The 26092-nt window shown below is 68.3% G+C and carries 28 protein-coding genes; 21 read left to right on the forward strand and 7 right to left on the reverse strand.

Annotated elements, in window-relative coordinates:
* Genes rimM through rplS form a run of 3 tightly spaced genes read left to right on the forward strand, consistent with a single transcriptional unit; the run spans position 1 to position 1738 of the window.
* The gene (rimM, locus tag ISN75_RS06010) at positions 1-516 is read left to right on the forward strand and encodes a ribosome maturation factor RimM (RefSeq protein ID WP_343821859.1); all 516 of its coding nucleotides are present in this window, start codon (positions 1-3) and stop codon (positions 514-516) included.
* Between the two features lie 33 nt (positions 517-549).
* Positions 550-1329 (forward strand): tRNA (guanosine(37)-N1)-methyltransferase TrmD, encoded by a 780-nt coding sequence (gene trmD / locus ISN75_RS06015; RefSeq protein ID WP_167258072.1) that lies wholly within the window; start codon positions 550-552, stop codon positions 1327-1329.
* A gap of 31 nt (positions 1330-1360) precedes the next feature.
* Positions 1361-1738 (forward strand): 50S ribosomal protein L19, encoded by a 378-nt coding sequence (gene rplS / locus ISN75_RS06020; protein ID WP_167258074.1) that lies wholly within the window; start codon positions 1361-1363, stop codon positions 1736-1738.
* A gap of 125 nt (positions 1739-1863) precedes the next feature.
* Here the strand turns inward: rplS and ISN75_RS06025 are convergent, their stop codons facing one another.
* Positions 1864-3915 (reverse strand): EAL domain-containing response regulator, encoded by a 2052-nt coding sequence (locus tag ISN75_RS06025; RefSeq protein ID WP_343821938.1) that lies wholly within the window; start codon positions 3913-3915, stop codon positions 1864-1866.
* Between the two features lie 141 nt (positions 3916-4056).
* Positions 4057-5067, reverse strand: coding sequence for an EF-P beta-lysylation protein EpmB (epmB, locus tag ISN75_RS06030; RefSeq protein WP_343821854.1), 1011 nt, complete (start codon positions 5065-5067; stop codon positions 4057-4059).
* 84 nt (positions 5068-5151) lie between these two features.
* On the opposite strand from epmB, the gene efp reads away from it, so the two are divergent.
* The 7 genes from efp to folE2 all read left to right on the forward strand — a co-directional run bounded on the left by efp (position 5152) and on the right by folE2 (position 10769).
* Positions 5152-5721: an elongation factor P gene (gene efp / locus ISN75_RS06035; protein WP_167258078.1), complete on the forward strand. Its 570-nt coding sequence runs from the start codon at positions 5152-5154 to the stop codon at positions 5719-5721.
* 93 nt (positions 5722-5814) lie between these two features.
* Positions 5815-7155, forward strand: coding sequence for a TRZ/ATZ family hydrolase (locus ISN75_RS06040; protein WP_343821851.1), 1341 nt, complete (start codon positions 5815-5817; stop codon positions 7153-7155).
* 4 nt (positions 7156-7159) lie between these two features.
* Positions 7160-7414 (forward strand): YciI family protein, encoded by a 255-nt coding sequence (locus ISN75_RS06045; RefSeq protein WP_168649419.1) that lies wholly within the window; start codon positions 7160-7162, stop codon positions 7412-7414.
* A 41-nt stretch (positions 7415-7455) separates the two neighbouring features.
* Positions 7456-8163: a bifunctional 2-polyprenyl-6-hydroxyphenol methylase/3-demethylubiquinol 3-O-methyltransferase UbiG gene (gene ubiG / locus ISN75_RS06050; RefSeq protein ID WP_167258084.1), complete on the forward strand. Its 708-nt coding sequence runs from the start codon at positions 7456-7458 to the stop codon at positions 8161-8163.
* Positions 8164-8176: 13 nt separating this feature from the next.
* Positions 8177-8857 carry an HAD-IA family hydrolase gene (locus tag ISN75_RS06055; protein ID WP_343821847.1) on the forward strand — a complete coding sequence of 227 codons (681 nt, stop codon included), beginning with the start codon at positions 8177-8179 and terminating at the stop codon, positions 8855-8857.
* Positions 8854-9705, forward strand: coding sequence for a squalene/phytoene synthase family protein (locus ISN75_RS06060; RefSeq protein ID WP_167258088.1), 852 nt, complete (start codon positions 8854-8856; stop codon positions 9703-9705). Before ISN75_RS06055 ends, ISN75_RS06060 begins: the two co-directional genes overlap by 4 nt.
* A 110-nt stretch (positions 9706-9815) precedes the next feature.
* Positions 9816-10769 carry a GTP cyclohydrolase FolE2 gene (gene folE2, locus ISN75_RS06065; RefSeq protein WP_343821843.1) on the forward strand — a complete coding sequence of 318 codons (954 nt, stop codon included), beginning with the start codon at positions 9816-9818 and terminating at the stop codon, positions 10767-10769.
* 48 nt (positions 10770-10817) lie between these two features.
* Here the strand turns inward: folE2 and ISN75_RS06070 are convergent, their stop codons facing one another.
* The 3 genes from ISN75_RS06070 to yidD are packed head-to-tail and all read right to left on the reverse strand — an operon-like array spanning position 10818 to position 13238.
* Entirely contained in the window at positions 10818-11609 is a 792-nt protein-coding gene (locus tag ISN75_RS06070) for a M23 family metallopeptidase (protein ID WP_343821935.1), read from the reverse strand.
* A gap of 17 nt (positions 11610-11626) precedes the next feature.
* Positions 11627-12964 carry a dihydroorotase gene (locus ISN75_RS06075; protein ID WP_343821840.1) on the reverse strand — a complete coding sequence of 446 codons (1338 nt, stop codon included), beginning with the start codon at positions 12962-12964 and terminating at the stop codon, positions 11627-11629.
* Entirely contained in the window at positions 12954-13238 is a 285-nt protein-coding gene (gene yidD, locus ISN75_RS06080) for a membrane protein insertion efficiency factor YidD (RefSeq protein WP_167258164.1), read from the reverse strand. The genes ISN75_RS06075 and yidD overlap by 11 nt, the downstream gene beginning before the upstream one ends.
* Positions 13239-13348: 110 nt before the next feature.
* On the opposite strand from yidD, the gene dksA reads away from it, so the two are divergent.
* Positions 13349-14491, forward strand: coding sequence for an RNA polymerase-binding protein DksA (dksA, locus tag ISN75_RS06085; protein ID WP_343821837.1), 1143 nt, complete (start codon positions 13349-13351; stop codon positions 14489-14491).
* Positions 14492-14584: 93 nt separating this feature from the next.
* Here dksA and ISN75_RS06090 read toward each other — a convergent pair whose 3' ends face one another.
* Positions 14585-15010 carry a SufE family protein gene (locus ISN75_RS06090; RefSeq protein WP_167258098.1) on the reverse strand — a complete coding sequence of 142 codons (426 nt, stop codon included), beginning with the start codon at positions 15008-15010 and terminating at the stop codon, positions 14585-14587.
* Between the two features lie 73 nt (positions 15011-15083).
* On the reverse strand, positions 15084-16466 hold the full coding sequence (gene cysS, locus ISN75_RS06095) for a cysteine--tRNA ligase (protein ID WP_167258100.1): 1383 nt from the start codon (positions 16464-16466) through the stop codon (positions 15084-15086).
* 169 nt (positions 16467-16635) lie between these two features.
* Between cysS and ISN75_RS06100 the strand changes: the two genes are divergently transcribed.
* From ISN75_RS06100 to argH, 10 genes are all read left to right on the forward strand, one after another.
* Entirely contained in the window at positions 16636-17166 is a 531-nt protein-coding gene (locus ISN75_RS06100) for a glycine zipper 2TM domain-containing protein (protein ID WP_167258102.1), read from the forward strand.
* 425 nt (positions 17167-17591) lie between these two features.
* Entirely contained in the window at positions 17592-18599 is a 1008-nt protein-coding gene (locus tag ISN75_RS06105) for an N-acetylornithine carbamoyltransferase (RefSeq protein WP_343821834.1), read from the forward strand.
* Position 18600: 1 nt separating this feature from the next.
* Complete coding sequence (locus tag ISN75_RS06110; RefSeq protein WP_343821833.1) at positions 18601-19230, forward strand: FMN-binding negative transcriptional regulator; 630 nt, start codon at positions 18601-18603, stop codon at positions 19228-19230.
* Positions 19220-19687: an OsmC family protein gene (locus ISN75_RS06115; RefSeq protein WP_168649410.1), complete on the forward strand. Its 468-nt coding sequence runs from the start codon at positions 19220-19222 to the stop codon at positions 19685-19687. Before ISN75_RS06110 ends, ISN75_RS06115 begins: the two co-directional genes overlap by 11 nt.
* Positions 19688-19719: 32 nt before the next feature.
* Positions 19720-20916: an argininosuccinate synthase gene (locus ISN75_RS06120; protein WP_343821832.1), complete on the forward strand. Its 1197-nt coding sequence runs from the start codon at positions 19720-19722 to the stop codon at positions 20914-20916.
* Between the two features lie 3 nt (positions 20917-20919).
* The gene (locus tag ISN75_RS06125) at positions 20920-21357 is read left to right on the forward strand and encodes a GNAT family N-acetyltransferase (RefSeq protein WP_343821831.1); all 438 of its coding nucleotides are present in this window, start codon (positions 20920-20922) and stop codon (positions 21355-21357) included.
* A 33-nt stretch (positions 21358-21390) separates the two neighbouring features.
* Complete coding sequence (locus tag ISN75_RS06130) at positions 21391-22491, forward strand: acetylornithine deacetylase (protein ID WP_167258114.1); 1101 nt, start codon at positions 21391-21393, stop codon at positions 22489-22491.
* 37 nt (positions 22492-22528) lie between these two features.
* Positions 22529-23794: an acetylglutamate kinase gene (locus ISN75_RS06135; RefSeq protein WP_243868229.1), complete on the forward strand. Its 1266-nt coding sequence runs from the start codon at positions 22529-22531 to the stop codon at positions 23792-23794.
* Between the two features lie 19 nt (positions 23795-23813).
* Positions 23814-24773, forward strand: coding sequence for an N-acetyl-gamma-glutamyl-phosphate reductase (argC, locus tag ISN75_RS06140; protein WP_167258118.1), 960 nt, complete (start codon positions 23814-23816; stop codon positions 24771-24773).
* A 23-nt stretch (positions 24774-24796) separates the two neighbouring features.
* On the forward strand, positions 24797-26092 hold the full coding sequence (argH, locus tag ISN75_RS06145; protein ID WP_343821828.1) for an argininosuccinate lyase: 1296 nt from the start codon (positions 24797-24799) through the stop codon (positions 26090-26092).

Genomic DNA, 26092 nt, shown 5'->3' on the forward strand with positions numbered 1-26092 from the left:
GTGACCGCAGCCGGCCGGCGCGTCCTGGTGGGACGCATCGTCGGGCTGTACGGAGTGCAGGGCTGGCTCAAAATCGAATCCTGGACCGAGCCCCGCACGCAGATTTTCCGCTACCAGCCCTGGCTGCTCATCACGGCGCCGGGTGAGGTAAAGGAACTGCACGGGGTCAAAGGTCGTCCGCAGGGCAAGGGCTTAGTGGCCTATTTTCCCGGCATCGACGACCGCGACGCGGCGGCAGCACTCATCGGGCAGGACATCCACGTCCCCCGCGAGCAGCTGCCACCTACCGGCAAAGACGAGTATTACTGGGTCGATCTCGAGGGCCTCGAGGTCGTCACCACGGAAAACGTGGTCCTGGGACGGGTGACTCACATGTTCGCCACCGGGGCCAACGACGTCGTGGTGGTGAGGGACGGCGAGCGCGAGCGGCTGATTCCCTTCGTCCAGGGTTCTTACGTGCGTTCGGTGGACCTGTCCGGCGGACGCATGGTGGTGGACTGGGATCCTGAATTCTGACGGCGGTTGCGCCGCAGCTGGAGTTTGAGGGTCATGCGCTTCGACGTCGTCACGCTGTTTCCCGACTTCGTGCGCCAGTGCGCTGCCGTCGGTGTCGTCGGGCGCGCCCAGCAGCGCGAGCTGCTCCAGGTGGAAACCTGGAACCCGCGCGACTACGCCACCGATAATTACCGCACCGTGGACGGCCGCACCTGTGGCGGCGGACCCGGGATGGTGATGCTGATCGATCCTCTGCGCGCGGCCCTCCAGGCCATGCGCGAGGCCGCACCGGAACCGGTGCACGTGATTTATCTCAGCCCGCAAGGTGCGCGGCTGACGCAAGGCAGGGTGGAGGCGCTGGCGAAGCTGCCGCGCATCGCACTGCTCTGCGGACGTTACGAAGGTGTGGACGAGCGTCTGCTGGCGCACGAGGTCGACGAAGAGCTTTCTATCGGCGATTATGTGCTGTCAGGCGGCGAGCTGGGCGCGGCGGTGATCATCGACGCGGTCGGTCGCCTGCAGGAAGGGGCGCTCAACGACGCGCAGTCGGCGCAGCAGGATTCGTTCTCGGACGGATTGCTGGATTGCCCGCACTACGCGAAGCCGGTGCGCCACGCACTGGGTGACGTGCCGGAGGTATTGCTGTCCGGCGACCACGCGGCGATCCGCCGCTGGCGCCTGAAGCAGGCCCTGGGACGGACCTGGCTGCGGCGTCCGGACCTCTTGGTGCAACGCGCGCTGGATAAAGAATCCCGTGCGTTGTTGGAAGAATTCCGTCGCGAACACGCTCAAGCAGAGCTCACGCGGCAAGCTAACGATGCGGCCAAGCAGTAACCGCAGCCATTGAAATCAGATAGGTGTTGCCATGAACAAGATCATCGAACAGTTCGAAGCCGAGCAGATCACCCGCCAGCTGCCGGAGTTCGGCCCTGGTGACACCGTGGTCGTCAACGTCAAGGTGAAGGAAGGCAACCGCGAGCGCGTGCAGGCCTTCGAAGGCGTGGTCATCGCCAAGCGCAGCCGCGGCCTCAACTCCGCCTTCACCGTGCGCAAGATCTCGCACGGCACCGGCGTGGAGCGCGTGTTCCAGTCGCACAGCGCCGCCATCGAGTCGGTGCAGGTGAAGCGCAAGGGCAAGGTCCGCGGCGCGAAGCTGTATTACCTGCGCGGCCTGGAAGGCAAGGCTGCCCGCATCAAGGAAGACGTCGCCGCCGCCGCCAAGGCGAAGGCCAGCGCCGAGTAATCGGGCTTCGGTCTACCGTTCAAAAGAAACCCGCGGATGCCTGGCATCCGCGGGTTTTTTCATGCCCGGGTTTTGTGCCTGCCCGAGAGGCCGGGCCCGCATGCGGCGGACCCGCCAGGTTCAGCTCAGGGCGTGATCGCCAGACGCTGCGGCTCCTGCAGGAAGTTGCCCTGCACGAAGTCCACGCCGCAGGCGAACAGCAGCGAGGTGCTGGCCGCGTCCTCCACCCATTCGGCGATGGTCAGGCGCTTGATCTCGCGCGCCTGGCGGCACAGCTCGGCCACTTTTTTCTGGCTGTCCGGCTGCTGCGGCAGGTTGGACATGTAGCTGCGGTCGATCTTCACGTAGTCCGCGTCGATATGGTTGAGCAGCTGGAACGAGTTGAGGCCCGAGCCGAACTGCTCCAGCGCGAACTGGCCGCCGAGCTGCTTCCACGCCCGCACGAACACCTGGGCCGGCCGCATCGAAGTGACCACCTTGCTCTCGGTCATCTCCAGCACGATCTTGCCGTGCTTCAGATTGGCCTGCTTCAGGCGCTGCGACAGCCACGGAATCAGCTGCTCGTCCTGCAGCGAGCCGGACGTGAGCTTGACGAAGAACGTGGTCGGCGAAGCCAGCCGCTCGCGCGAGGTCAGCGCCTGGATGGCCTGGTTCAGCACCCAGCGGTCGATCGCCGGGGTGAGGTTGTACTTCTCCGCGATCGGCATGAAGAAGCCGGGCAGCACTTCGCCCTGCGGGCCGTTGAGGCGCAGCAGGATCTCAGAGAACTCGCCCTCGGCGTCCTGCAGGCTGATGATGTGCTGGTGGTACAGCACGAACTCGTCCTGGCTCAGCGCCTGCTTCAGCTGGCCCAGCCAGTAGCGTTCGCGCTCGGCGTCGGCCTTCTCGCGCGCCGCCGGGTCGTGCAGGTCGTAGCGGCTGCCGCCCAGGCTCTGCGCATTGCGCAGCGACTGCCCGGCCTGTTCCAGCAGCAGCTCGGTATTGGCGTTCTTCTCGCCCAGCAGGCTGCCGCCGATGCTGGTGGTGACGGTGAGCGAGCGCGAGCCGACGTCGAAGATCTCGCTGGCCACCGCCTGCTGCAGGCTGACGATCCATTCCTTGATGCCGTCGTCGTTGCGCGAATGCAGGATCACGCCGACGGTGTGCTCGGCCAGCAGGCCGGCGGTGTCTTCCAGGCCGAGCAGGGCGTTGACGCGCGCGGCGAAGGCCGCCAGCAGCTCGTCCGCCTTGCCCAGGCCGATGCCGGAGACGATCGCCTGCCAGTTGTCCGGCTCGATCAGCAGCAGCGACTGGCCCTTGGTGCCTTCGGTGGCGGCGGCTACCGCCTGGTCGATGCATTCGAGCATGCGCGCGCGGTTGAACAGGCCGGTGACCGGGTCGCGCTGCAACTGCTCCAGCACCGACGGGTCCACCTGCTGGCGGCGGAACACGATCTGCACGCAGGGCTCGCCCTCGAAGGTGGCGTGCGCGAATTCGACCATGGCCTTGAAGCTGCTGGCGTCGGCGCGGCGCGCCTGCAGCTCCATCGGCGACGAGGGCTTCTCGCCGCGCGACAGGCTCTTCAGCGTGGCCTTGAAGTCCTCGGCATGGGTGGAGCCGATCATGTCCAGCACGGGCAGGCCGAGCAGGTCGTCGAATTCGGCATAGCCGAAGGTGTCCAGGTAGGCCTGGTTGGCGCGTACGTGCATGCCTTCGTGCACGTAGGCGATGGCGTCGGTGGAGGAATCCAGCAAGGCATCGCAGCGGCGCTCGGATTCGCGCAGCGCGGTCTCCAGGCGGCGCAGCTGGCGGCGCGTGTTGAGCGATTCGAACTCGCGCTGCACCACCGCCAGCAGCTGCTTGGGCTGCGGGCGCAGTGCGATGGCGCGCACGCCGTTGACGAAGAAGTCCGAGACGATGGTGTTGTCCACCTGCGGCACCACCGCGATCACCGAGAGATCGCGGCCGTTGGCGTCGAGCTGGTGGAGCAGGTCGGCCAGGGCGACCGTGCCGACGGAGGGGTCGTAGAGCACCACGTCGGGGCCCAGTTCCTCCAGCGCGGCCTGGATCTGTTCCGCATTGGTGGCGCGCGCAGGGCGCACGGCGATGCCGTTGTTGCGCAGCAGGCTGACGATCTGTTCCGCGTCTTCGACCGATTTCTCGATGAAAAGAATCTTGATGACCAGGTCTGTCTTCATTGGCACGTTGTACGGTCCATGGGCGCCCGAGCTGTCGATGGGGCTGGCCGGCGAGGCGCCGGCCGGCAGCGCTTGGTTTTAACGGATTCGTATGACATCCGCCAGCGAAAAAGTCCTAGGAGTGACGCGGCGCACTCAGTTTCAGACAGGGCGCTTGGAAGCGTCTCCGCCGACCTCGCGCACCAGCTTCGGCACCAGGTACCCCGGCAGCCGGCGGCGCATCGCCTCGACCAGCACCAGCGCGCGCGCATCGTCCACCTCGAAGTGCGCCGCACCCTGCACACGGTCCAGCTGGTGCAGGTAGTAGGGCAGGACCCCCGCGGCGAACAGGCGCTCCGAGAGCTTCACCAGCGTATCGGCATCGTCGTTGATCTGCTTTAGCAGCACCGATTGATTGAGCACCGTGGCGCCCGCCTCGCGCAGGCGGCGGCAGGCGGCATCCACGGCGGCATCGAATTCGTTGGCGTGGTTGGCGTGCAGCACCACCACTTTCTGCAGCGGCAGCGCGGCGAACCAGGCCAGGAAGGCGTCGTCGATGCGCTCGGGCAGCACCACCGGCAGGCGCGTATGGATGCGCAGGCGGGTCACGTGGGGGATGCCGGCCAGGCCGCGGCTGAGTTCTTCCAGCTTGGGCGTGGCCAGCGACAGCGGGTCGCCGCCGGACAGGATCAGCTCCGTGATGGAGGCGTCCTGGCGCAGATGCTCCAGCGCCTTGCGCCACTGCCCGGCCGCGGCCATCTCCTCGCCGTAGGGGAAATGGCGGCGGAAGCAGTAGCGGCAGTTCACCGCGCAGCTGCCGCTGGCGATCAGCAGGGCGCGGCCTTCGTATTTGTGCAGCAGGCCCTGCGCCTCGCGCGCGGCGAGGTCGCCGACCGGGTCGATCAGATAGCCCGGGGCCTGCTCCAGTTCGGCCAGCTGGGGCAGCACCTGCAGCAGCAGCGGGTCGCTGGCGTCGCCGGGCCGCATGCGCGCCGCGAAGCCGCGCGGCACGCGCAGGGCGAAGCCGGCGTCGGCGGGCGGCAGGCGCCCGGCCAGGTGTTCCAGGCCCACGCTGCGCAGCAGTTCGCCGGCATCGGTGATCGACGCGCGCCACAGCTCGCGCCAGTCGGGGGCGGTCGGCAATAGGCGGGCGGCGGGGCTTGCGGTTATCATGTCGGGCCTTGGATCGGGCCCAGGGCCCGGACGATCCCCTATTGTAGCCGCCCCCGGGCGGTGTCACCTCTGGAGCACAAGCGCATGGCCACCGTCGGTCTCAACGACGTCAAGAAGGGTATGAAGATCCTTCACAACAACGACCCGTGGGTCATCACCGACGCGGACTTCATCAAGCCCGGCAAGGGCCAGGCCTTCACCCGCATCTTCATCCGCAACCTGAAGAACGGCCGCACCACCGAGCAGACCATGAAGTCCAGCGACAGCTTCGAAGTCGCCGACGTGGTCGACACCGACATGCAGTACCTGTACTCCGACGGCGAGTACTGGCACTTCATGCAGCAGGAAACCTTCGAGCAGCACCAGGCCGGCAAGGTCGGCGTGGGCGACGCGGCGAAGTGGCTGAAGGGCGAGGAAGAGTGCGTGGTCACCCTGTTCAACGGCGAGATCATCGTGGTGCAGCCGCCGAACTTCGTCGAGCTGAAGATCACCGAGACCGACCCCGGCCTGCGCGGCGACACCTCCGGCGGCGGCGGCAAGCCGGCCACGCTGGAAACCGGCGCCGTGGTGCGCGTGCCGCTGTTCGTCACCACCGACGAAGTGATCAAGGTCGACACCCGCACGGGCGAATACGTCAGCCGCGTCGGTAAATAATCGCGGCGGCGACATCGAACGGCACGGCAGCCTCACGGACGCCGTGCCGTTTTTTTATAGATGTTTTCTGGAACCGAATCGGCGAGGTAGCGCATGAACCCCGGCAGCACTGTGATTGATCTGGTTATCGAAGCGCGCTGGGTCTTCCCCGTCGAGCCGCACGCCGTGGTGCTGGAAAACCACGCCGTCGCGGTAAACCAGGGCGCCATCGTCGCCGTGCTGCCGATCGCCGACGCGCGCGCCGCCTACGCGCCGCGCGAACGCGTCGAGCTGGGCGAGCACGCGCTGATCCCCGGCCTGGTCAACACGCATACGCACAACCCCATGACCCTGCTGCGCGGCCTGGCCGACGACCTGCCGCTGATGGTGTGGCTGCAGCAGCACATCTGGCCGGTGGAAGGCCAGGTGATCGGGCCGGAGTTCGTGCGCGACGGCGTGGAGCTGGCGGTGGCCGAGATGCTGCGCGGCGGCACCACCTGCGCCAACGAAAACTATTTCTTCCCCGACGTGATCGGCGCCACCTACCGGCGCCTGGGCTTCCGCGCCACGGTCGGCCTGCCGGTGATCGAGTTCCCCACCGCCTGGGCCAAATCCCAGGACGAATACTTCGAGCGCGCGGCTGAAGTGCACGACAGCTTCCGCGGCGACGCGCTGATCGGCACCGCGTTCGCGCCGCATGCGCCGTATACGGTGTCGGACCAGAGCTTCGAACGCATCCGCGTGCTGGCCGACCAGCTCGACATCCCGGTGCACCTGCATACGCACGAGACCGCGCACGAGGTGGAGGAAGAGAAGCAGAAGTCCGGCCTGCGTCCGTTCCAGCGCCTGCAGCAGCTGGGCCTGGTCAACGACCGCCTGATCGCCGTGCACATGACCCAGCTGACCGAGGGCGAGATCGCCGCCTGCGCCGAGGCCGGCGTGTCGGTGGTGCATTGCCCGGAGTCCAACCTCAAGCTCGCCTCCGGCTTCTGCCCGGCCGAGCAGCTGCGCCGGGCCGGCGTCAACGTGGCGATCGGCACCGACGGCTGCGCCTCCAACAACGACCTGGACATGTTCGGCGAGATGCGCACCGCCGCCATGCTGGCCAAGGCGGTGTCGAACGATGCCGCCGCCTTCGATGCGGCCTACGCGCTGCGCGCGGCCACGCTCAACGGCGCCAGGGCGATGGGCCTGGAAGACCGGATCGGTTCGATCGAAGCCGGCAAGCAGGCGGATCTTGCCGCGGTGCGGCTGTCGGACCTGGAAACCCAGCCGCTGTTCCACGTGGCCTCGCAGCTGGTCTACGCCACCGGCCGCCACCAGGTCACCGACGTGTGGATCGCCGGCCGCCGCAAGCTGGCCGGGCGCGTGCTGGTGGACATGGACGTGGACGGCATCCGCGCCCGCACCCATGCTTGGCGCGACCGCATCGCCGCCATCGACGCGGGGGTTTGAATCCATGCAGCGTTATCTGGTGCTGGTGATGCGCAACGCGCGGTTCGACCCGGCCGTGGTGCAGCCGCACCGCGACTACCTGGAAGGCCTGCGCGCCGGCGGCCGGCTGGAACTGACCGGCGGCTTCGCCGACGGCAGCGGCGGCGCCTACCTGCTGTTCGGCGACGACCTGGCCCAGGCCATGGCGATGGTCCATGCCGATCCGGCCTATGTCAGCGGCGGGTGGGATTTCACCGTTCACGAGTGGCACGCGCGTTAAGCTACGGCCTCCCCGCAAGCAACACCCCCAGAGGTACCCCCATGCAAGCCTCGCCTAACGTCAGCCCCGACGAAATCGCCCGCTTCGGCAAGCTGGCCGCCCGCTGGTGGGATCCCGACGGCGAATCGCGTCCCTTGCACGACCTCAACCCGGTGCGCCTGGGCTACGTGGCGGCCCGCATGGACCTGCGCGGCGCCCGCGTCGCCGACGTGGGCTGCGGCGGCGGCCTGCTCAGCGAGGCGCTGGCGCGCTCCGGCGCCGAGGTCACCGGCATCGACCTGGGCGAGAAGGTCATCGAGGTGGCCAGGCTGCATCTGCACGAATCCAACTTGAACGTGGATTACCGCGTGCAGTCCTCGGCCGCGCTGGCGGCCACGGAACCGGCTTCGTTCGATGCGGTGTGCTGCATGGAGCTGATCGAGCACGTGCCGGATCCGGCCGCGCTGGTGGCCGACCTGGCGAACCTGGTGCGCCCCGGCGGCCTGGTCTTCATGTCCACCATCAACCGCACGCCGGCCGCGTTCGGTGCGGCCATCCTGGGCGCCGAATACCTGCTGCGCATGCTGCCGCGCGGCACGCACCACTACGGCAAGTTCCTCAAGCCGTCCGAGCTGGGCCGCCTGCTGCGCCACACCGGGCTGGAACTGGAGGACGTCACCGGCCTCGGCTACAACCCGGTGAACCGCAAGGCCTGGCTGGGCCGCATCACTTCGGTCAACTACGTGCTGTGCGCGCGCAAACCTGCCTAAAGCCCCGCTCCTGATGAAACCACTCCCGCAAGACCTTCAAGGCGTGCTGTTCGACCTCGACGGCACCCTGCTCGACAGCGCCCCCGACCTGTACGACGCCCTGGTGGCGCTGTGCGTGGAGCAGGGCGCTCCGGTGCCGGCCTACGAGCCGGTGCGCGAAGTGGTGTCGCGCGGTTCGCGCGCGCTGATCGGCGTCGGCTTTCCCGCGCTCGACCAGGCCGGCGTGCTGGCGCTGGTGCCGCGCTACCTGGAGCTCTACCAGGACGTCATGTCGCGCCAGACGCGCGCTTTCGACGGTGTGGAACCCCTGCTCGCCCTGATCGAGGCGCAGGGCCTGCGCTGGGGCATCGTCACCAACAAGCCCGGCTTCCTCACCGACGAGATCGTGCGGCAGATCGGCTGGGCCGGGCGTGCCTGCGCGGTGGTGTCGGGGGACACCTTGCCGGTGAAGAAGCCGGACCCCGCGCCGGTGCTGCTGGCCTGCGAGCGCGCGGGGCTGGACCCGGCGCGCTGCCTGTTCGTCGGCGACGACCGCCGCGACGTGCTGGCCGGCGCTGCCGCCGGTTGCTGCACCGTGGCCGCGGCCTGGGGTTATCTGGACGGCGGCGATCCGCACGCCTGGAACGCCGACCTGGTGCTGGACGCGCCGTCCGAGCTCACCGTGCTGCTCCAGCGCGGCGCCGTCGCGGCATGACCGCTGCCGAATCCAGCGGTCCGCTGCAGAGCTACGTCGACAAGTGGCTGGCGGTACAGCCGCGCCAGCGCATCGCGCTGGCCTTCGTGGATGGCGCGCGCTATCCCGGGCATATCGCGCTGGCCGCGCTGGAACAGGAACTGCTGTCCGCCGCCTACGGCATCCGCGAGCCGCAGGTGGCCGCGGTCAAGCTCAACTGGTGGGCCGAGGAACTCGCCGGTGCCGCCGCCAGCGGCGGCCGCCATCCGCTGACCCAGGTGCTGTTCGACGACGAACGCGCGCGCCGCATGCCGGCCGAGCGCTGGCTGGCGCCGGTGCTGGCCGGCATGGCGCAGCTGGAAGAGGGCACCGCCGCCGACTTCGATGCGCAGCTGGCCGCCAGCGGCCAATTGCATGGCGCGCTGGCCGCGCTGGAGACGGCCTGGTGGTATGGCGAATCCGCGTCCGCCGAACAGGCCGCGCGGGTCGCCACGCTGTCGCACCTGCTGTTCGCCCTGCTGCGGGTGGAGGAAGACGCCGACCGCGACCGCCTGTCGCTGCCGATGGCGCGCATGGCGCGCTTCGGCCTCAGCCGCGGCGACCTGCGCAAGGACAACCCCGCGCGCGAGCAGGCGATCCGCGCCCAGCTCGGCGACCTCGCCACCGCCTGGCGCGATGCCGGGCGCCTGCCGGGACCGCTGAGCGTATTCCGCGCGCTGGAATCGGATACCGGCCGCGTGCTGGCCCGCCGCGCCGCCAAGGCCACCGACCCGCTGGCCGTGCTGCGCAGCGGCCTGTCGCGCAGCGGCTTCGGCACGGCCTGGCAGGCCTGGCGCGCGGCGCGCCAATGGCAGCGTGCGGCCGGCTGAGCGCCGGTCGGCGCGGCATTTCCGAGCCCGCGCTATTGCCGCGGGCCCGCACTGTCCCAAGATAGGCAGGTCAGGGCACGCGGCTACGATGCCCGTCTGAAGGGTTTCCCATGTACACCCACGAACAAACCGCACGCCTGCTTCCCGACGTCGCCCATCACGCGCAGCCGCACCTGGCCGGCGCGCTGGACTGGGTCGGCATGGACGGCATCGAGGTGCCGGTGCGCTTCGACGCCGGCGACGGCGAGCCGCAGCGCGCCAGCGCGCGGGTCGGCGCCTTCGTCAACCTGCATCGGCCGGACCAGCGCGGCATCCATATGTCGCGGCTGTATCTGCTGGTGGAGCATGCGCTGAGCACGCAGGCGGTGACGGCGCAGTCGCTGCGCGAACTGCTGCAGGCCTTCCTGGAATCGCACAAGGATCTATCCGACCGCGCCTGCCTCAGCATCCGCTTCGAGCAACTGGTGCGCCGCCCGGCACTGCGCAGCGGCAACAGCGGCTGGCGCGCGTATCCGGTGTGCATCGAAGCGAGCATGGTGGGCGAGGAGTTCCTGCTGGAGTACGGCACCGAGGTGGTCTATTCGTCCACCTGCCCGGCCTCGGCCGCGCTGTCGCGGCAGCTGATCCAGGACCAGTTCGCCAGGGACTTCGAAGCCACCGCACCGCTCGACCATGCCGCCGTGCTGGCCTGGCTCGGTTCGGAGCGCGGCATCGTCGCCACGCCGCATGCGCAGCGCAGCGTGGCGCGGCTGCGCGTGCGTATCGCCGATGGCGGCAGCTTCGACCTGATCCAGCTGATCGACCGCGCCGAGCAGGCGCTGGGCACGCCGGTGCAGACCGCGGTGAAGCGCGAGGACGAACAGGCCTTCGCGCTGGCCAACGGCGGCAACCTGATGTTCTGCGAGGACGCGGCGCGCCGCATCCAGAAGGCGCTGGACGCCGACGCGGCCTTGAGCGATTTCCATATCCGCGTGGAGCACCAGGAAAGCCTGCATCCGCACGACGCCGTGGCCTATGCGAGCAAGGGTGTGGCCGGTGGTTTCGGCAGCGCGCCGCGCGGCTGAGCCAGTGTTCGGAGAAGGATGAAAAAAGGCGCCGGTCGGCGCCTTTTTTCATGGCTTGGCGATACCCGGCAACAGCAGCGGATCCAGCCGCACGCCGAACCAGTTGATGCCCCAGTGCACATGCGGGCCAGTCGCGCGCCCGGTCATGCCGGCCGCACCGAGCACCTCGCCCCGGTGCACGCGCTGTCCCGCCTTCACGTCCAGCCGCGACAGGTGCAGGAAGCTCGAGCTGAGCCCGTAGCCGTGGTCCAGCAGCACGGTGCCGCCGGTGAGATACAGGCCGGGCCTGGCGAAGGTGACGATGCCGTCCGCCGGCGCCTGCACCGGCGTGCCCTGCGGCACCGCGATGTCCATGCCCGGATGCGGCGCCTTCGGATCGCCGTTGTAGATGCGCTGGCTGCCGAAGCGGCCGCTGATGCGGCCGTGCACCGGCCAGGCGAAGCCGGCGAGGAAATCCTCGCGGTCGTCGTCGCGGTTGCGCGCGGCGGCCACCTCGGCCTGCTCGCGCCGGATGCGCGCGGCCAGGTCCGGCGGCGGGTTGACCGTCTTCGGCGGCACGCCGTTCACGCGTTCCGTCGGCCAGTCGCGCGGCGCCACCGCGATGCGCACGGTTTCGCGGCGGCCGTCGCGATAGGCCAGGTTGACCAGCAACGGGCCCTGGTCATCGCGCCCGGCGCCGAACACCAGGATGCCGTCCGCACCGACGCGCACCGGCTTGCCGCCGACGGTGGCGTGGGCCAGTCCGGGCAACTTGCCGACGATCAGCCCGCCCTGCGAAACGCTGGCGGGCAGTGCACCACCCGCCGCCTGGGCCGCGCTCGCGCACATCAGCGCGAGCATGGCCAGGCACCATCGCCTCATCGGGCGAAAGCCAGGCGCTGGCCGCGCACCGAGGGATCGACGCTGCGGCCGTCCCACACGCGCTGGCCGTTGACGAAGGTGGCAGCGATCGAGCTGTTGAAGGTGTAGCCCTCGAACGGCGACCAGCCGCACTTGGACAGCACTTCCTCGCGGCGCACCGTATGCGGCTTGTTCGGGTCGACCAGCACCAGGTCGGCCGCATAGCCTTCGCGCAGGTAGCCGCGCTCCTTCACGTCGAACAGCGTGGCCGGCGCATGCGTCACCGCCTCGGCCACGCGCTCCAGCGACAGCTTGCCCTCGAACACCCGCTGCAGCGCCGCCTGCAGCGCGAACTGCACCAGCGGCAGGCCGGACGGCGCCTTGTCGTACAGCTGCGCCTTTTCTTCCAGCAGGTGCGGGGCGTGGTCGGTGGCCAGCACGTCGAGGCGGCCCTCGGCCAGGGCGCGGGTGATCGCCTCGCGGTCGGCGGCGGTCTTGATCGCCGGGTTGCACTTGATCAGGAAACCCAGGCGCTCGTAGTCGCGGTCGTCGAAGTGCAAAAAGTGCACGCAGGTTTCCGCGGTGATCCGCTTGCCCTTGAGCGGACCGGGCTGGAACAGCGCGAGTTCGTCGGCGGTGGAGATATGCAGCACGTGCAGGCGGCTGCCGTGCTTCTGCGCCAGCGAGATGGCCAGGCGGGTGGACTTGATGCAGGCCTCGCGCGAGCGGATCAGCGGGTGTTCCCAGGCCGGGATGTCGTCGCCGTACTTCTCGCGCGCCTTGGCGTGCAGCGCATCGATCATCGGGGTGTCTTCGCAGTGCGTGATGATCGGCGTGGGCGCCTCGCGGAAGATGCCGTCGAGCACCTCGGGGTTGTCCACCAGCATGTTGCCGGTGGAGGCGCCCATGAACACCTTGACGCCCGGGGCGGCGAGAGGGTCGAGCGAGCGGATCGCCTCGAGGTTGTCGTTGCTGGCGCCCATGTAGAAGGCGTAGTTCACCGCGGAGACTTCGGCGGCGCGCGCGTACTTGGCTTCCAGCGTGTCGCGGTCCAGCGCGGGCGGCTTGGTGTTGGGCATCTCCATGTAGCTGGTGATGCCGCCGGCGGCGCAGGCGGCCGATTCGTGGGCGATGTCGGCCTTGTGGGTGAGGCCGGGTTCGCGGAAGTGCACCTGGTCGTCGATCATGCCGGGCAGCAGCCACAGGCCGGCGGCGTCGACCACCTGCTCGCCGGGGCGCGCGTCGAGGTCGCCGGCGATGGTTTCGATGCGGCCGTGCTTCACGCGCAGGTCGGCATGGAAGCGGCGGCCTTCGTTGACCAGTTCGGCGTTCTTGATCAGCCAGTCAGTGGACATGAGGTTCCTCGTGGTTGCGGCAACGGCGGAAAGTGAATTGCTCGGGCACCGGATCCATGCCACCGTCGCACAGCGGCTGGCAGCGCAACAGGCGCCAGCCGGCCAGCAGGCTGCCGCGCAGGGGGCCGAAGCGCGCCACGGCGATCCGTGCATAATCCGAGCAGCTCGGATGGAACCGGCAGCGCGGACCGAGCAGGGGGCTCAACAGGCGCTTGTACAGGCTCAGCAGTAGAAGTAAGAGTCGTGTCACGACGGTTTTACGCTGCCGAAACAGCGCGCGGTGAAGTTGGCAGAGCGGGCGTGAAGTATTCCAGATGCATGGTTGCCGGGGTAGGTCACATGGGCTATAACACCCGGCCGCCAAGGCCAAAATGGTGAAGGGAAATGGCGAAAACGACGCGTAGTTCGACAGCTGCCAAGACGCAGAAGGGAAAGCCTGCGGCCAAGGCCAAAGAGGTCAAGCCCAGCAAGTCGAAAGTCGCCGCCAAGGCGGTCAAGACGACGGCCAAGAAACCCGCCGCCAAGGTCGCGCCCGCCAAGAAGGCGGCGCCGGCCAAGCAGCCCGCGGCCAAGAAGGCACCCGTAAAGACCGTGGCCGCCAAGAAGCCGGCCCCGGCCAAGAAACCGGCTCCCAAGCCGGCCGCGAAAAAGGCCCCTGTGAAATCCGCTCCCGTGAAGCAAGCCGCCAAGCCGGCGCCCAAGAAGGCCGCGCCGCCCGCCAAGCCGGTCGCCGCCAAGAAGGCGCCGCCGCCTAAGCCCGTCGCCAAGCAGCCCGCCGCCAAGCCGGCCGCCGCCAAGCAGGCCGTCGTGAAGCCCGCACCCGCCAAGGCGCCGGTGGCGCCCAAGCCAGCTGCGAAGCCGGCCGTGGTGGAAAAGAAAGTCGCCGCGCCGGCTCCGGCCGCCGCCAAGGAAACACCGAAGCCCGTCGCCGCGCCCCCTCCGGGCAAGGTGGCGAGCGCCATCGCCGTGGCGCCCCCCAAAGTAGCCACCGCTACCGCGCGCCATACCCCCTCCAAAAAGCAGAAGACCCCGCAGTCCTCGATGAATAGTTCCACAGCCGTACTCGACAATGGCATCACCAAGGAAGACGGGCGCTACGCCCTGCCTTCCACGACCTCCATCGACCTGCCCAAGGGCTACAAGCCCCTGGACGACGAGGAGTACATGAACCCGCGGCAGCTCGCCTACTTCCGCAACAAGCTCCGCGAATGGCGCGAGCAGCTGGTGGAAGAGTCGCGCCAGACCATGGAGAACCTCCGCGACGAGGTGCGTGACGTCGGCGACGAAGCCGAGCGCGCCACCCGCGAAACGGAGAACTCGCTGGAGCTGCGCACCCGCGACCGCTACCGCAAGCTCATTTCCAAGATCGACAAGGCCCTGCGCCGGATCGAGGAAGGCCGCTACGGCTACTGCGAAGAAACCGACGAAGAGATCGGCGTGGAGCGCCTCGAAGCGCGCCCCATCGCCACGCTCTCGCTGGATGCGCAGGAGCGTCGCGAGCATCTGCAGAAGCAGATGGGCGACTAAGATCCGTCTGTCATGACGGATCGCCAAGCCCCGCCTCCGGCGGGGCTTTTTGCGTGTCCGCTCTAAGGGAACACGTCTAAGGGAACACGCCGCTCAGAGCGCCGCGGCGGCGTAGGACTTCAGCTTGGCCAGCATCGCGGCCAGGCCGTTGGAGCGGGTGGGCGAGAGATGCTTGGCCAGGCCGATGGCGTCGATGAAGCGCGGCTCGGTGTCGACGATTTCCCGTGCGGAGCGGTCCGAATACACGCGCAGCACCAGGGCGATCAGGCCGGACACGATGGCCGAGTCGCTGGCCGCCTGGAAATGCATGCGCGCGGCGTCGCCCTCGGGCACCAGCCACACCATCGACTGGCAGCCGTGCACGCGGTAGGCCTCGGTCTTCAGGTCCTCGGGGAAGGGCGGCAGCTGCTTGCCCAGGTCGATCAGGTACTGATAGCGCTCGGTCCAGTCGCCGAAGAAGGCGAACTCGTCGACGATGTCCTGCTGCGCCTGCGCGGCGCTCGATACGGTGGTGTTCATCGGCGCATTATCGCGCGTTTCGGACGAAACCACGGCGAACAGGCGCCCGTGCGGCCGCCTGTTCGCGCATGCATCAGCCTTTGGCGACGCTCCAGCGCGTGCCTTGCGCGCCGTCTTCGATCACCACGCCCATGGCGGTCAGCTCCTCGCGGATCGCGTCGGCACGCTTGAAGTCGCGTGCCGCGCGTGCGGCGCGGCGTGCTTCCAGCAGGGATTCGACCTGGGCCGCGTCCACGTCGGTGGAGCCGCCGTGCTTGAACCAGGTTTCCGGATCCTGCTGCAGCAGGCCGAGCAGGGCGCCGCCGCCGAGCAGGGCGGCCTTGGCGGCCTGGCGCCCGGCCGCATCGGCCTGGCGCGCGGCGTCGGCCAGCTGCGACAGCTCGGCCAGCGCCTGCGGGGTGTTGAGGTCGTCGCACAGCGCCGCTTCGACCGCCGCCGGTATCGGCAGCGCGCCTTCGGGCAGGGCGACGTCGGCCAGGTCGCGCAGCACGCGGTACCAGCCGTCGAGCGTGCTCACCGACTGGGCGACGGCGTCGTCGGACCAGTCCAGCGGCTGGCGGTAGTGGCCGCGCAGCAGTACCAGGCGCAGCGCCTCCGGCGGATGCTGCTGCACCAACTCGTGCACCTTCAGCACGTTGCCCAGCGACTTGGACATCTTGCGGCCGTCGAAGGTGAGCATGCCGTTGTGCAGCCACCAGCGCGCGAACACCTTGCCGCCATGCGCGCAGGTGGACTGGGCGATCTCGTTCTCGTGGTGCGGGAACTGCAGGTCGACGCCGCCGGCGTGGATGTCGATGGTGTCGCCCAGGTGCGCCTCGCACATGGCCGAGCATTCGATATGCCAGCCCGGGCGTCCGACGCCCCAGGGGCTGTCCCAGCCGGGCAGGTCCGGGGTGGAGGGTTTCCACAGGACGAAATCGCCGGGGTTCTTCTTATACGGAGCGACCTCGACGCGGGCGCCGGCGATCAGTTCCTCGGTATCGCGGCCCGACAGCTCGCCATAGGCAGGATAGGTGCCCACCTCGAACAGCACGTGGCCCTCGGCCGCGTAGGCGTGGCCGCCGGCGATCAGGCTTTCGATCATGGCGATGATCTGCTCGATATGCGCGGTGGCCTTGGGCTCGATGTCCGGCGGGGCGACGCCCAGCGCGGCCATGTCCTCGCGGTAGGCCTCGGTGTAGCGCCCGGTGATATCGCCGATCGGGCAGCCGGCTTCCTTGGCGGCGGCGTTGATCTTGTCGTCCACGTCGGTGATGTTGCGGGCGTAGACCAGCCGCGGGTAATGCCGCCGCAGCAGGTTGGCCAGCACGTCGAACACCACCGGGCCGCGCGCATTGCCGATATGCACGTAGTTGTAGACCGTGGGGCCGCACACATACATGGTCACTCGCTGCGGATCGCGCGGGGCGAACGGCTCGGGGCGGCGGGTGAGGCTGTTGTAGAGCGTGATCGGCATCGGTTCCGGTCCGGTGAGGGCCGCGCGGCGCGCGGGCCAGCCGGGCATCTTAACAAGCTGTAAGCGGGTCCGCTGGCAGCTGTTTATTCTAAGCCGCGATTCAGAGATGTTTTGCTGCAATTCACATAAGCGCAACGGAGCGCCGTGATAGTCCCGTCGGAGGACCGCGATGATCAAGCTGTTCATTCCCGCACTGGTGCTGAGTCTCGCAGCCGCCAGCGTCGGTGCGCAGGACGCGCGTTACCCCAATGACGACAACACCCACTACGGCTGGGCCGACGTGCTGCGCGTGGACCCCGTCTACGGCGTCGCCCGCACCGAAGTCCCGCGCCAGGAGTGCTACGACCAGCAGGTGGTCCGCCGCGACCCGGGTTCGGGCAGCGCCGCGGGCACCATCCTGGGCGCCGTGGTCGGCGGCGTGCTGGGCAACACCGTGGGCAAGGGCGACGGCCGCCGGGCCGCCACCGTGGCCGGCGCGGTGGTCGGCGGCGCCGTGGGCAACGGCGTGTCGCGCAGCGGCGGCGGCGAGTACGAGTCCACCGAAACCCACTGCCGCCAGGTCTCGGCCGTGAGCGAGCAGCGCCGCATCATGGGTTACGACGTGGAATACCGCTACCGCGGCGAGGTCTACGTGTCGCGGCTGAATTACGACCCGGGCGAGCGCCTGCGCGTCCGCGTCAGCGTGGCCCCGGCGGACTGAGCGCCGGACCTGTCGCAGGGGAGTCCACCGCCGCCTTCGGGCGGCGGTTTCTTTTGGGCGCCGGCCTTTTAGGACGGATTCCCTGTTGCGGAGCAGCGGAATTCCCGTCATCATGCCGATTCTTCTACCCGAGCCACCCATGTCCTCAGCCGTCTATACCGCCACCGTCCTCACCAGCGCCCGCATGGCTGCTGGCATGACGTCGCGTGCGCGCCGACCGCTGGTCCGACATTCGGCCGGGTAGGCTGTCGCACGCGTTTCATGCGTATAGACGACAAAGGAACCCGGCCATCGCGCCGGGTTTTTTTGTGTTTCGGTTTTGGGGTACGCAGGGGAAAACCGGCTCGGCCGGGAGTTGCTCACCGTGGTTCCGGCCGTTGCCGAACCATCGTTACGAATACCGGATGAACTAGCAGAGACATCACATGACGCTTCGCCACTTCCTCACCACCCAGGATTACAGCCGCGCCGAGATCGACGCCCTGCTCGAACAGGCCGCAGCGTTCAAGCGCTCGCCGCGCGGCCAGCAGCTCGCCGGCAAGTCGGTGGCCCTGCTGTTCTTCAATCCCTCCATGCGCACCCGCACCAGCTTCGAGCTGGGCGCCTTCCATCTCGGCGGCCATGCCATCGTGCTGGCGCCCGGCAAGGATGCGTGGCCGATCGAATTCGACGTCGGCACCGTGATGGACGGCGACACCGAAGAGCACATCGCCGAAGTCGCGCGCGTACTCAGCCGCTACGTCGACCTGATCGCCGTGCGCGCTTTTCCGAAGTTCCAGGACTGGTCGGTGGACCGCGAGGACCGCGTGATCAAGGCCTTCGCGCAGTACGCGACGGTGCCGGTGATCAATATGGAAACGATCACCCACCCCTGCCAGGAACTCGCCCACGCGCTGGCCATGCAGGAACATCTGGGCAGCCTGCAGAACAAGAAGTACGTGTTGACCTGGACCTACCACCCCAAGCCGCTCAACACCGCGGTGGCCAACTCCGCGCTGCTGATCGCCACCAAGATGGGCATGGACGTGACCCTGCTGTGCCCCACACCGGACTACGTGCTGGACGAGCGCTACATGCAGGCCGGCTACGCCAACGCCCAGGCCAACGGCGGCTCGCTGCGCATCAGCCACGACATCGACGAGGCCTACCGCGGTGCCGAGGTGGTCTACGCCAAGAGCTGGGGCGCGCTGCCGTTCTTCGGCCGCTGGGAGCAGGAAAAGCCGCTCCGCGACGCGCACAAGCACTTCATCGTCGACGAGCGGAAGATGGCGCTGACCAACCACGGCCTGTTCAGCCACTGCCTGCCGCTGCGCCGCAACGTCAAGGCGACGGATGCCGTGATGGACGCGCCGTACTGCATCGCCATCGACGAAGCCGAAAACCGCCTGCACGTGCAGAAGGCGGTGATGGCGACCTTGCTCGGCCAGCGCTGACATGTATCTGCCGCGTTCGTTCCAGGAGACGCGCGAGCACGCCCTGCAGGCGTTGCTGCGCGACTACCCGTTCGCCACGGTGGTCACCGCCGGCGCCGCGGGCCTGGCCGCCAACCACCTGCCGCTGGAGCTGGTCGACGGCCGGCTGCACGGCCACGTGGCGCGCGGCAACGAACTGGCGAAAGCGGATGGCGCGCAGGTGCTGGCGATCTTCCAGGGCCCCGACGCCTACGTCAGCCCCAACTGGTACCCGAGCAAGCACGAGACCGGCCGCGAAGTGCCCACCTGGAACTACGCGGTGGTGCACGTGCACGGCCGCCTGCGCGTGGTCGAAGACCAGGCCTGGCTGCGCGCGCTGCTCCAGCGCCTCACCGACCGCCACGAAGCAGGGCAGGCCAAGCCGTGGCGCGTCGACGACGCACCGGCCGACCACGTCGAAAAAATGCTCGGCGCGATCAGCGGCCTGGACATCGCCATCGAACGCATCGAAGGCAAGTTCAAGCTCAGCCAGAACCACCCCGAGCGCAACCGAGGCGGCGTCGTCGACGGGCTGCGCGCACGCGCGCATCGCCACGACGGCGACCTCGCCGCCTTGATGCTCGCCAGCAAGGAGCCCGCCGATGGCGCATGAACACCACTACCCGGTCGAAGTCGTGTGGACCGGCAACCGCGGCGACGGCACGCGCACGTATCAAGGCTATGGCCGCGAGCACGAGATCCGCGTCGACGGCCGTCCGGTCATCGCCGGTTCTTCCGATGCCGCTTTCCGCGGCGACGCCAGCAAGCACAACCCGGAAGACCTGCTGGTCGCCTCGCTCTGTGCCTGCCACATGCTGTGGTACCTGCATCTGGCCGCGGACGCCGGCATCGTGGTCACGCATTACGTCGACCGCGCCGAAGGCAAACTGGTGGTCGATGCGAACGGCGGCCGCTTCAGCGAAGTGGTGCTGCATCCGGAAGTCACCATCGCGGCCGGCGATGCCGCGAAGGCGGAAGCGCTGCATGACGACGCGCATCACGCCTGCTTTATCGCCAACTCCATGAATTTCCCCGTGCGCTGCGCCCCGCGCATCGTCGTTTCCGCCTGAACGTTCTTCTTCATCCAGGATCATCGAAAGCCATGAGCAAAGACATCGTCCTCGCCTTCTCCGGCGGCCTCGACACCAGCTTCTGCGTGCCCTACCTGAAGGAGCGCGGCTGGAACGTGCACACCGTGTTCGCCGACACCGGCGGCGTGGACGCCGAGGAGCGCGCCTATATCGAGGCCCGCGCCAAGGAGCTGGGCGTGGCCAGCCATGTCACCGTCGACGGCGGCCCGGCGATCTGGAACGGCTTCGTCAAGCCGTTCGTATGGGCAGGCGAGGGCTACCAGGGCCAGTACCCGCTGCTGGTGTCCGACCGCTATCTGATCGTCGATGCGGCGATCCAGCGCTGCGCGGAACTCGGCACGCGCGCCATCGCGCACGGCTGCACCGGCATGGGCAATGACCAGGTGCGTTTCGACCTCGCCGTGAAGGCGCTGGGCGACTACGAGATCGTGGCGCCGATCCGCGAGATCCAGAAGGAACACACCCAGACCCGCGCCTACGAGCAGGCTTATCTGGAGGAGCGTGGCTTCCCCGTGCGCGCCAAGCAGAAGAGCTACACCATCAACGAGAACCTGCTCGGCGTGACCCTGTCCGGCGGCGAGATCGACTCGTGGAAGGCGCCGGGCGAAGGCGCCCGCGGCTGGTGCAAGCCGCGCGCCGAATGGCCGTCCGCAAAGCTCAGCGTCACGCTCGGCTTCGAACACGGCGAGGCGGTTTCGCTTAACGGCGAGAAGCTGGCGGGCGCGAAGATCCTGGCCAAGCTCAACGAGCTGTTCGCCCCCTACGGCGTGGGCCGCGGCATGTACACCGGCGACACCACCATCGGCCTGAAGGGCCGCATCGTGTACGAGGCGCCGGGCCTGATCTCGCTGCTGGCCGCGCACCGCGCGCTGGAAGAAGCCGTGCTGACCAAGCAGCAGAACCGCTTCAAGCCGGAGGTCGCGCGCAAGTGGGTGGAGGTGGTTTACGAAGGCTTCTACCACGATCCGGTGAAGGCCGACCTGGAAGCCTTCCTCGCCTCCAGCCAGCAGCAGGTCAACGGCGAAGTGGTGCTGGAAACCTATGGCGCCCAGGTCACCGCGGTGGAAGTGCGCTCGCCGCATATCCTCAACGCCAAGGGCGCCACCTACGCGCAGTCGGCGGACTGGGGCGTGGCCGAGGCCGAGGGCTTCATCAAGCTGTTCGGCATGAGCAGCACGCTGTGGGCCGAAGTGAACCGCAAGGCCTGAGCCATGAGCGAAACCTTGCGCATCGGTACGGATAAAAGCGAGTTGGACCTTGCTCTGATCCACGATTTCCTCGCCACCGGCTCCAGCTGGGCGCAGGGCATTTCGTTCGAGACGGTGCGCAAGTCCATCGAGCATTCGCTGTGCTTCGGCGGCTATCTCGGCGGCCGGCAGGTGGCGTTCGCGCGGGTCATTTCCGACTACGCCACCTTCGCCAACCTGGTCGACGTGTTCGTCCTGCCCGCGCATCGCGGGCAGGGCTACAGCAAGCAGCTGGTGGAAGCGGTGATCGCGCATCCGGAGCTGCAGGGGCTGCGCCGCTTCACCCTGGCCACCTTCGACGCGCACCAGCTCTATGCCCGCTATGGCTTCACGCCGCCGCACAAGCCGGACACCCTGATGGAAATCTACCAACCGGGCATCTACCAAGCCGCCCGACGATGACCACCCCGGAATAACAGACACAAGACGGATTTCATGAGCCACCTACTCGACGACACCCTCCGGCATCTCCGGGCCCTGGTCAGCTACGACACGCGCAATCCGCCGCGCGAGATCGGCACCGGCGGCATCTTCGACTACCTGCGCGAACAGCTCGCCGGTTTCGAAGTGACCGTCACCGATTTCGGCGCCGGCGCGGTGAACCTCTATGCCGTGCGCGGCAAGCCGAAATACCTGTTCAACGTGCACCTGGACACCGTGCCCGATTCCCCGCACTGGAGCGCCGATCCGCACGTGCTGCGCGTGGAAGGCGACCGCGCCATCGGCCTGGGCGCCTGCGACATCAAGGGCGCGGCCGCCGCGCTGGTGGCGGTGGCCAACGCCACGCAGGGCGACATGGCGCTGCTGCTGTCCACCGACGAGGAAGCGAACGACGCGCGCTGCATCGCCGGTTTCCTCAAGGACCACCCCGTGTACGAAGCGGTGATCGTGGCCGAGCCGACCAAGGGCGAGGCGGTGCTGGCGCACCGCGGCATCCACTCGGTGCAGATGCGCTTCAGCGGCAAGGCCGGCCACGCCTCGGGCGAGCAGAAACCGTCCGACAGCGCGCTGCACCAGGCGATCCGCTGGGGCGGCGCGGCGCTGGAATACGTGGAGAAACAGGCGCACGAGCGCTTCGGCGGACTCACCGGCCTGCGCTTCAACATCGGCAAGGTCGAGGGCGGCATCAAGGCCAACGTGATCGCGCCCACCGCCGACGTGCGCTTCGGCTTCCGCCCGCTGCCGTCGATGGACGCGGACAAGATGCTGGAAACCTTCCGCACCCTGGTCGAGCCGCAGCCGGTGGAATTCGGTGAAACCTTCCGCGGCGATTCGCTGCCGGCCGGCGACACCGCCACCGCCGAAACGCGCCGCCTCGCCGCGCGCGACCTCGCCGACGAACTGGGCATCCCGGTCGGCAACGCCGTGAACTTCTGGACCGAGGCGGCGCTGTTCTCCGCCGCGGGCTACATCTCCTTCGTCTACGGCCCCGGCGACATCGCCCAGGCGCACGCCGCCGACGAATGGGTGGCGCTGGACCAGCTCGACCATTACGCACAAACCATCTATCGGATCGTTGACCGTGGAAGCGCATAAGCACACCCGCAAGACCATCGTGAGGCTGCTGTCGAGCATGGGCAGCGCCAAGGAAATCCAGCAGTACCTCAAGCGTTTTTCGCAGCTGGACGCCAAGCGCTTCGCCGTGGTGAAAGTCGGCGGCGCGGTGCTGCGCGACGACCTGCCGGCGCTCACTTCCTCGCTCACCTTCCTGCAGCAGGTGGGCCTTACGCCCATCGTGCTGCACGGCGCCGGCCCCCAGCTGGACGAGGAGCTGTCCGCCGCCGGCATCCAGAAGCAGACCGTCAACGGCCTGCGCGTGACTTCGCCCAAGGCGCTGGCCATCGTGCGCAAGGTGTTCCAGGAGCAGAACCTGCGCCTGGTCGAGGCGCTGCAGGGCATGGACACGCGCGCCACCTCGGTGCCGTCCGGCGTGTTCACCTCCGAATACCTGGACCGCGACGTCTACGGCCTGGTCGGCAAGGTCAGCAGCATCAACCTGGCGCCGATCGAAGCCAGCCTGCGCGCCGGCTCCATCCCGGTGATCGCCAGCCTGGGCGAGACCGAGGAAGGGCAGATCCTCAACATCAATGCCGACTTCGCCGCCAACGAGCTGGTGCGCGTGCTGCAGCCGTACAAGATCGTGTTCCTGACCGGCACCGGCGGCCTGCTGGACGACAAGGGCCGCATCATCGACTCGATCAACCTCAGCACCGAGTACGAGCACCTGATGGCGCAGCCGTGGATCAACGGCGGCATGCGCGTGAAGATCGAACAGATCGCCGACCTGCTTTCCAGCCTGCCGCTGACCTCGTCGGTGTCGATCACCCAGCCGGCGGAACTGGCCAAGGAGCTGTTCACCCACAAGGGCTCCGGCACCCTGGTGCGCCGCGGCGAGAAAGTGCTGCGCTACGAGTCGTGGGAAGGCATCGACCTGGAGCGCATGCGCGAGCTGATCGAATCCAGCTTCGGCCGCAAGGTGGTGGCGGACTACTTCACGCGCACCACGCCGTACCGCATCTACGTGAGCGAGAACTACCGCGCGGCGATGATCCTCACCCGGGAAGAAGGCCTGGCTTATCTCGACAAGTTTGCCGTGCTGGACGACGCGCAGGGCGAAGGCCTCGGCCGCGCCGTGTGGCAGGTGATGCGCGAGGAGAACCCGCAGCTGTTCTGGCGCTCGCGCCATGGCAACCAGGTCAATATCTTCTACTACGCCGAGTCGGACGGCTGCTTCAAGCAGGAGCGCTGGAAGGTGTTCTGGTACGGCCTGAAGGACTTCGCCGAGATCGAGCGCTGCGTGGCGCATTGCGCCGTGCGTCCCGCCACCCTGGTTGATTGATTCGCTGGACGGAAAGCCCATGAGCACTGACAAGAAAACCATCGGCATCGTCGGCGCACGCGGCCATACCGGCGCGGAGCTGATCCGCCTGATCGCCGCGCATCCGGCGCTGGAACTGAGCTTCGTTTCTTCGCGCGAGCTCGACGGCCAGCGCGTGGCCGACCAGGTCGACGGCTACGCCGGCGAGCTGCGCTACGCCAGCCTCGATCCCGCCGCCGTCGCCGCCCAGGGCGCCGACGTGGTGGTGCTGGCCCTGCCCAACGGCAAGGCGGCGCCGTATGTGGAAGCGATCGACGCGGCCAGGCCCGACACGCTGATCCTCGATCTCTCCGCCGACTACCGCTTCAACGAGCGCTGGTACTACGGCCTGCCGGAACTCACTCGCAGCAAGTGGCGCGGCGAGAAGCGCATCAGCAATCCCGGCTGCTACGCCACCGCGATCCAGCTGTCCATCGCGCCGCTGAAGGACGTGCTGGCGGCGCCGCCGGTGAGCTTCGGCGTGTCCGGCTATTCCGGCGCGGGCACCACGCCCTCGGACAAGAACGACCCCGAGAAGCTGCGCGACAACCTGATGCCGTATTCGCTCACCGGCCACACGCACGAGCAGGAAGCCAGCCGCCATCTCGGCCTGCCGGTGGAATTCATGCCGCACGTGGCGCCGCATTTCCGCGGCCTCACCGTCACCACCAATCTGTACCTGGTGCGGCCGATGAAGCGCGAGGAGATCCTGCAGCGTTTCCGCCACGCCTACGAAGGCGAGAAGCTGGTGAAGGTGGTGGACGAGGCGCCGTGGGTCAGCCGGATCGCGCACAAGCACCATGCGGACGTCGGCGGCTTCGCCGTGTCGGTGGACGGCAAGCGCGTGGTGGTGGTCGCCACTCTCGACAACCTGCTGAAGGGCGCCGCCACCCAGGCCATCCAGAACATCAATCGCGCGATCGGCGTGGACGAGTACACGTCCATCCCGCTCGAAGGCTGATCCCACGTTTCCCAGGAATTCCCATGACCCAACCCCTGTGGCAGAAATCCGGCATCCAGATCGACGCGCGCATTATGCGTTTCCTGGCCGGCGACGACGTGGTGCTGGACCGCGAGTTCTTCCTGCATGACATCACCGCCAGCAAGGCGCACGTGGAAGGCCTGGCCAACATCGGCGTGGTCAGCGCCGACGAGGCCGCCGCGCTGAAGCGCGAGCTGGATGCGCTGGCCGGCGATTTCCGCGCCGGCAGCTTCGTGCTCGACGAGCGCTACGAGGACGGCCACTCCGCCATCGAAGCGCGCCTGACCGAGCGCCTCGGCGATGCCGGCCGCCGCGTGCACACCGGGCGCAGCCGCAACGACCAGATCCTGGTCGCCACGCGGCTGTGGCTGAAGGAGCAGCTGGCCGCGCTGGAGCGGTATTGCCACGCCATCGCCGAAGTGTGCCTGGAGCGCGCCGCGCAGCCGGCGTTGCCGCTGCCGGGCTATACGCATATCCAGCGCGCCGTGGTTTCGTCCACCGCGATGTGGTTCGCCGGTTTCGCCGAAGCCTTCATCGACAACACGCTGCGCGCCCGCCAGACCGCCGAGCTGATCGACTGCAACCCGCTCGGCACCGCCGCCGGCTACGGGGTGAACCTGCAGCTGGACCGCGAGCACACCACGCAGGCGCTCGGCTTCGCGCGCATGCAGATTTCGCCGATCTACGCGCAGCTCTCGCGCGGCAAGTTCGAGATGGCGGTGCTGGAAGCGATCGCTGCCGCGGTGCTGGACGTGCGCCGGCTGGCCTGGGATCTCTCGCTGTTCACCACCGCGGAATTCGGCTTCGTGCAGCTGCCGTCCGAATACACCACCGGCAGCTCGATCATGCCGAACAAGCGCAACCCCGACGTGGTGGAACTGCTGCGCGCCAGCTACGCCAGCGTGGCCGCCGCGCGCACCGAGATCGAGCAGCTGCTGTCGCTGCCTTCCGGTTACCAGCGCGACCTGCAGTTCTCCAAGGGTTCGCTGTTCCATGGCTGCCGCCACGGCCTGGCCGCGCTGGAACTGGTGCCGGACCTGCTGGCGCGGATGGCCTGGAACGAGCCCGCCATGCGCGCGGCGATCGAGCCGGCCATGTACGCCACCGACGTGGCGATCGAGCAGGCCGCCGCCGGCGTGCCGTTCCGCGATGCCTACCGCGCCGCGGCCGATGCCGCGGCCTCGGCGGGCGAGGGGCGCACGCCCGAGGGCAGCCTGGCCGCGCGCGTGTCGCCCGGCGCGGGCCACGACCTGCGGCTGGGCGAACTGAAGGCGCGGCTCGCCGCGCTCCATACTTGA

It is taken from the genome of Dyella marensis (genome assembly GCF_049532885.1).
Lineage (GTDB): Bacteria > Pseudomonadota > Gammaproteobacteria > Xanthomonadales > Rhodanobacteraceae > Dyella_D > Dyella_D marensis.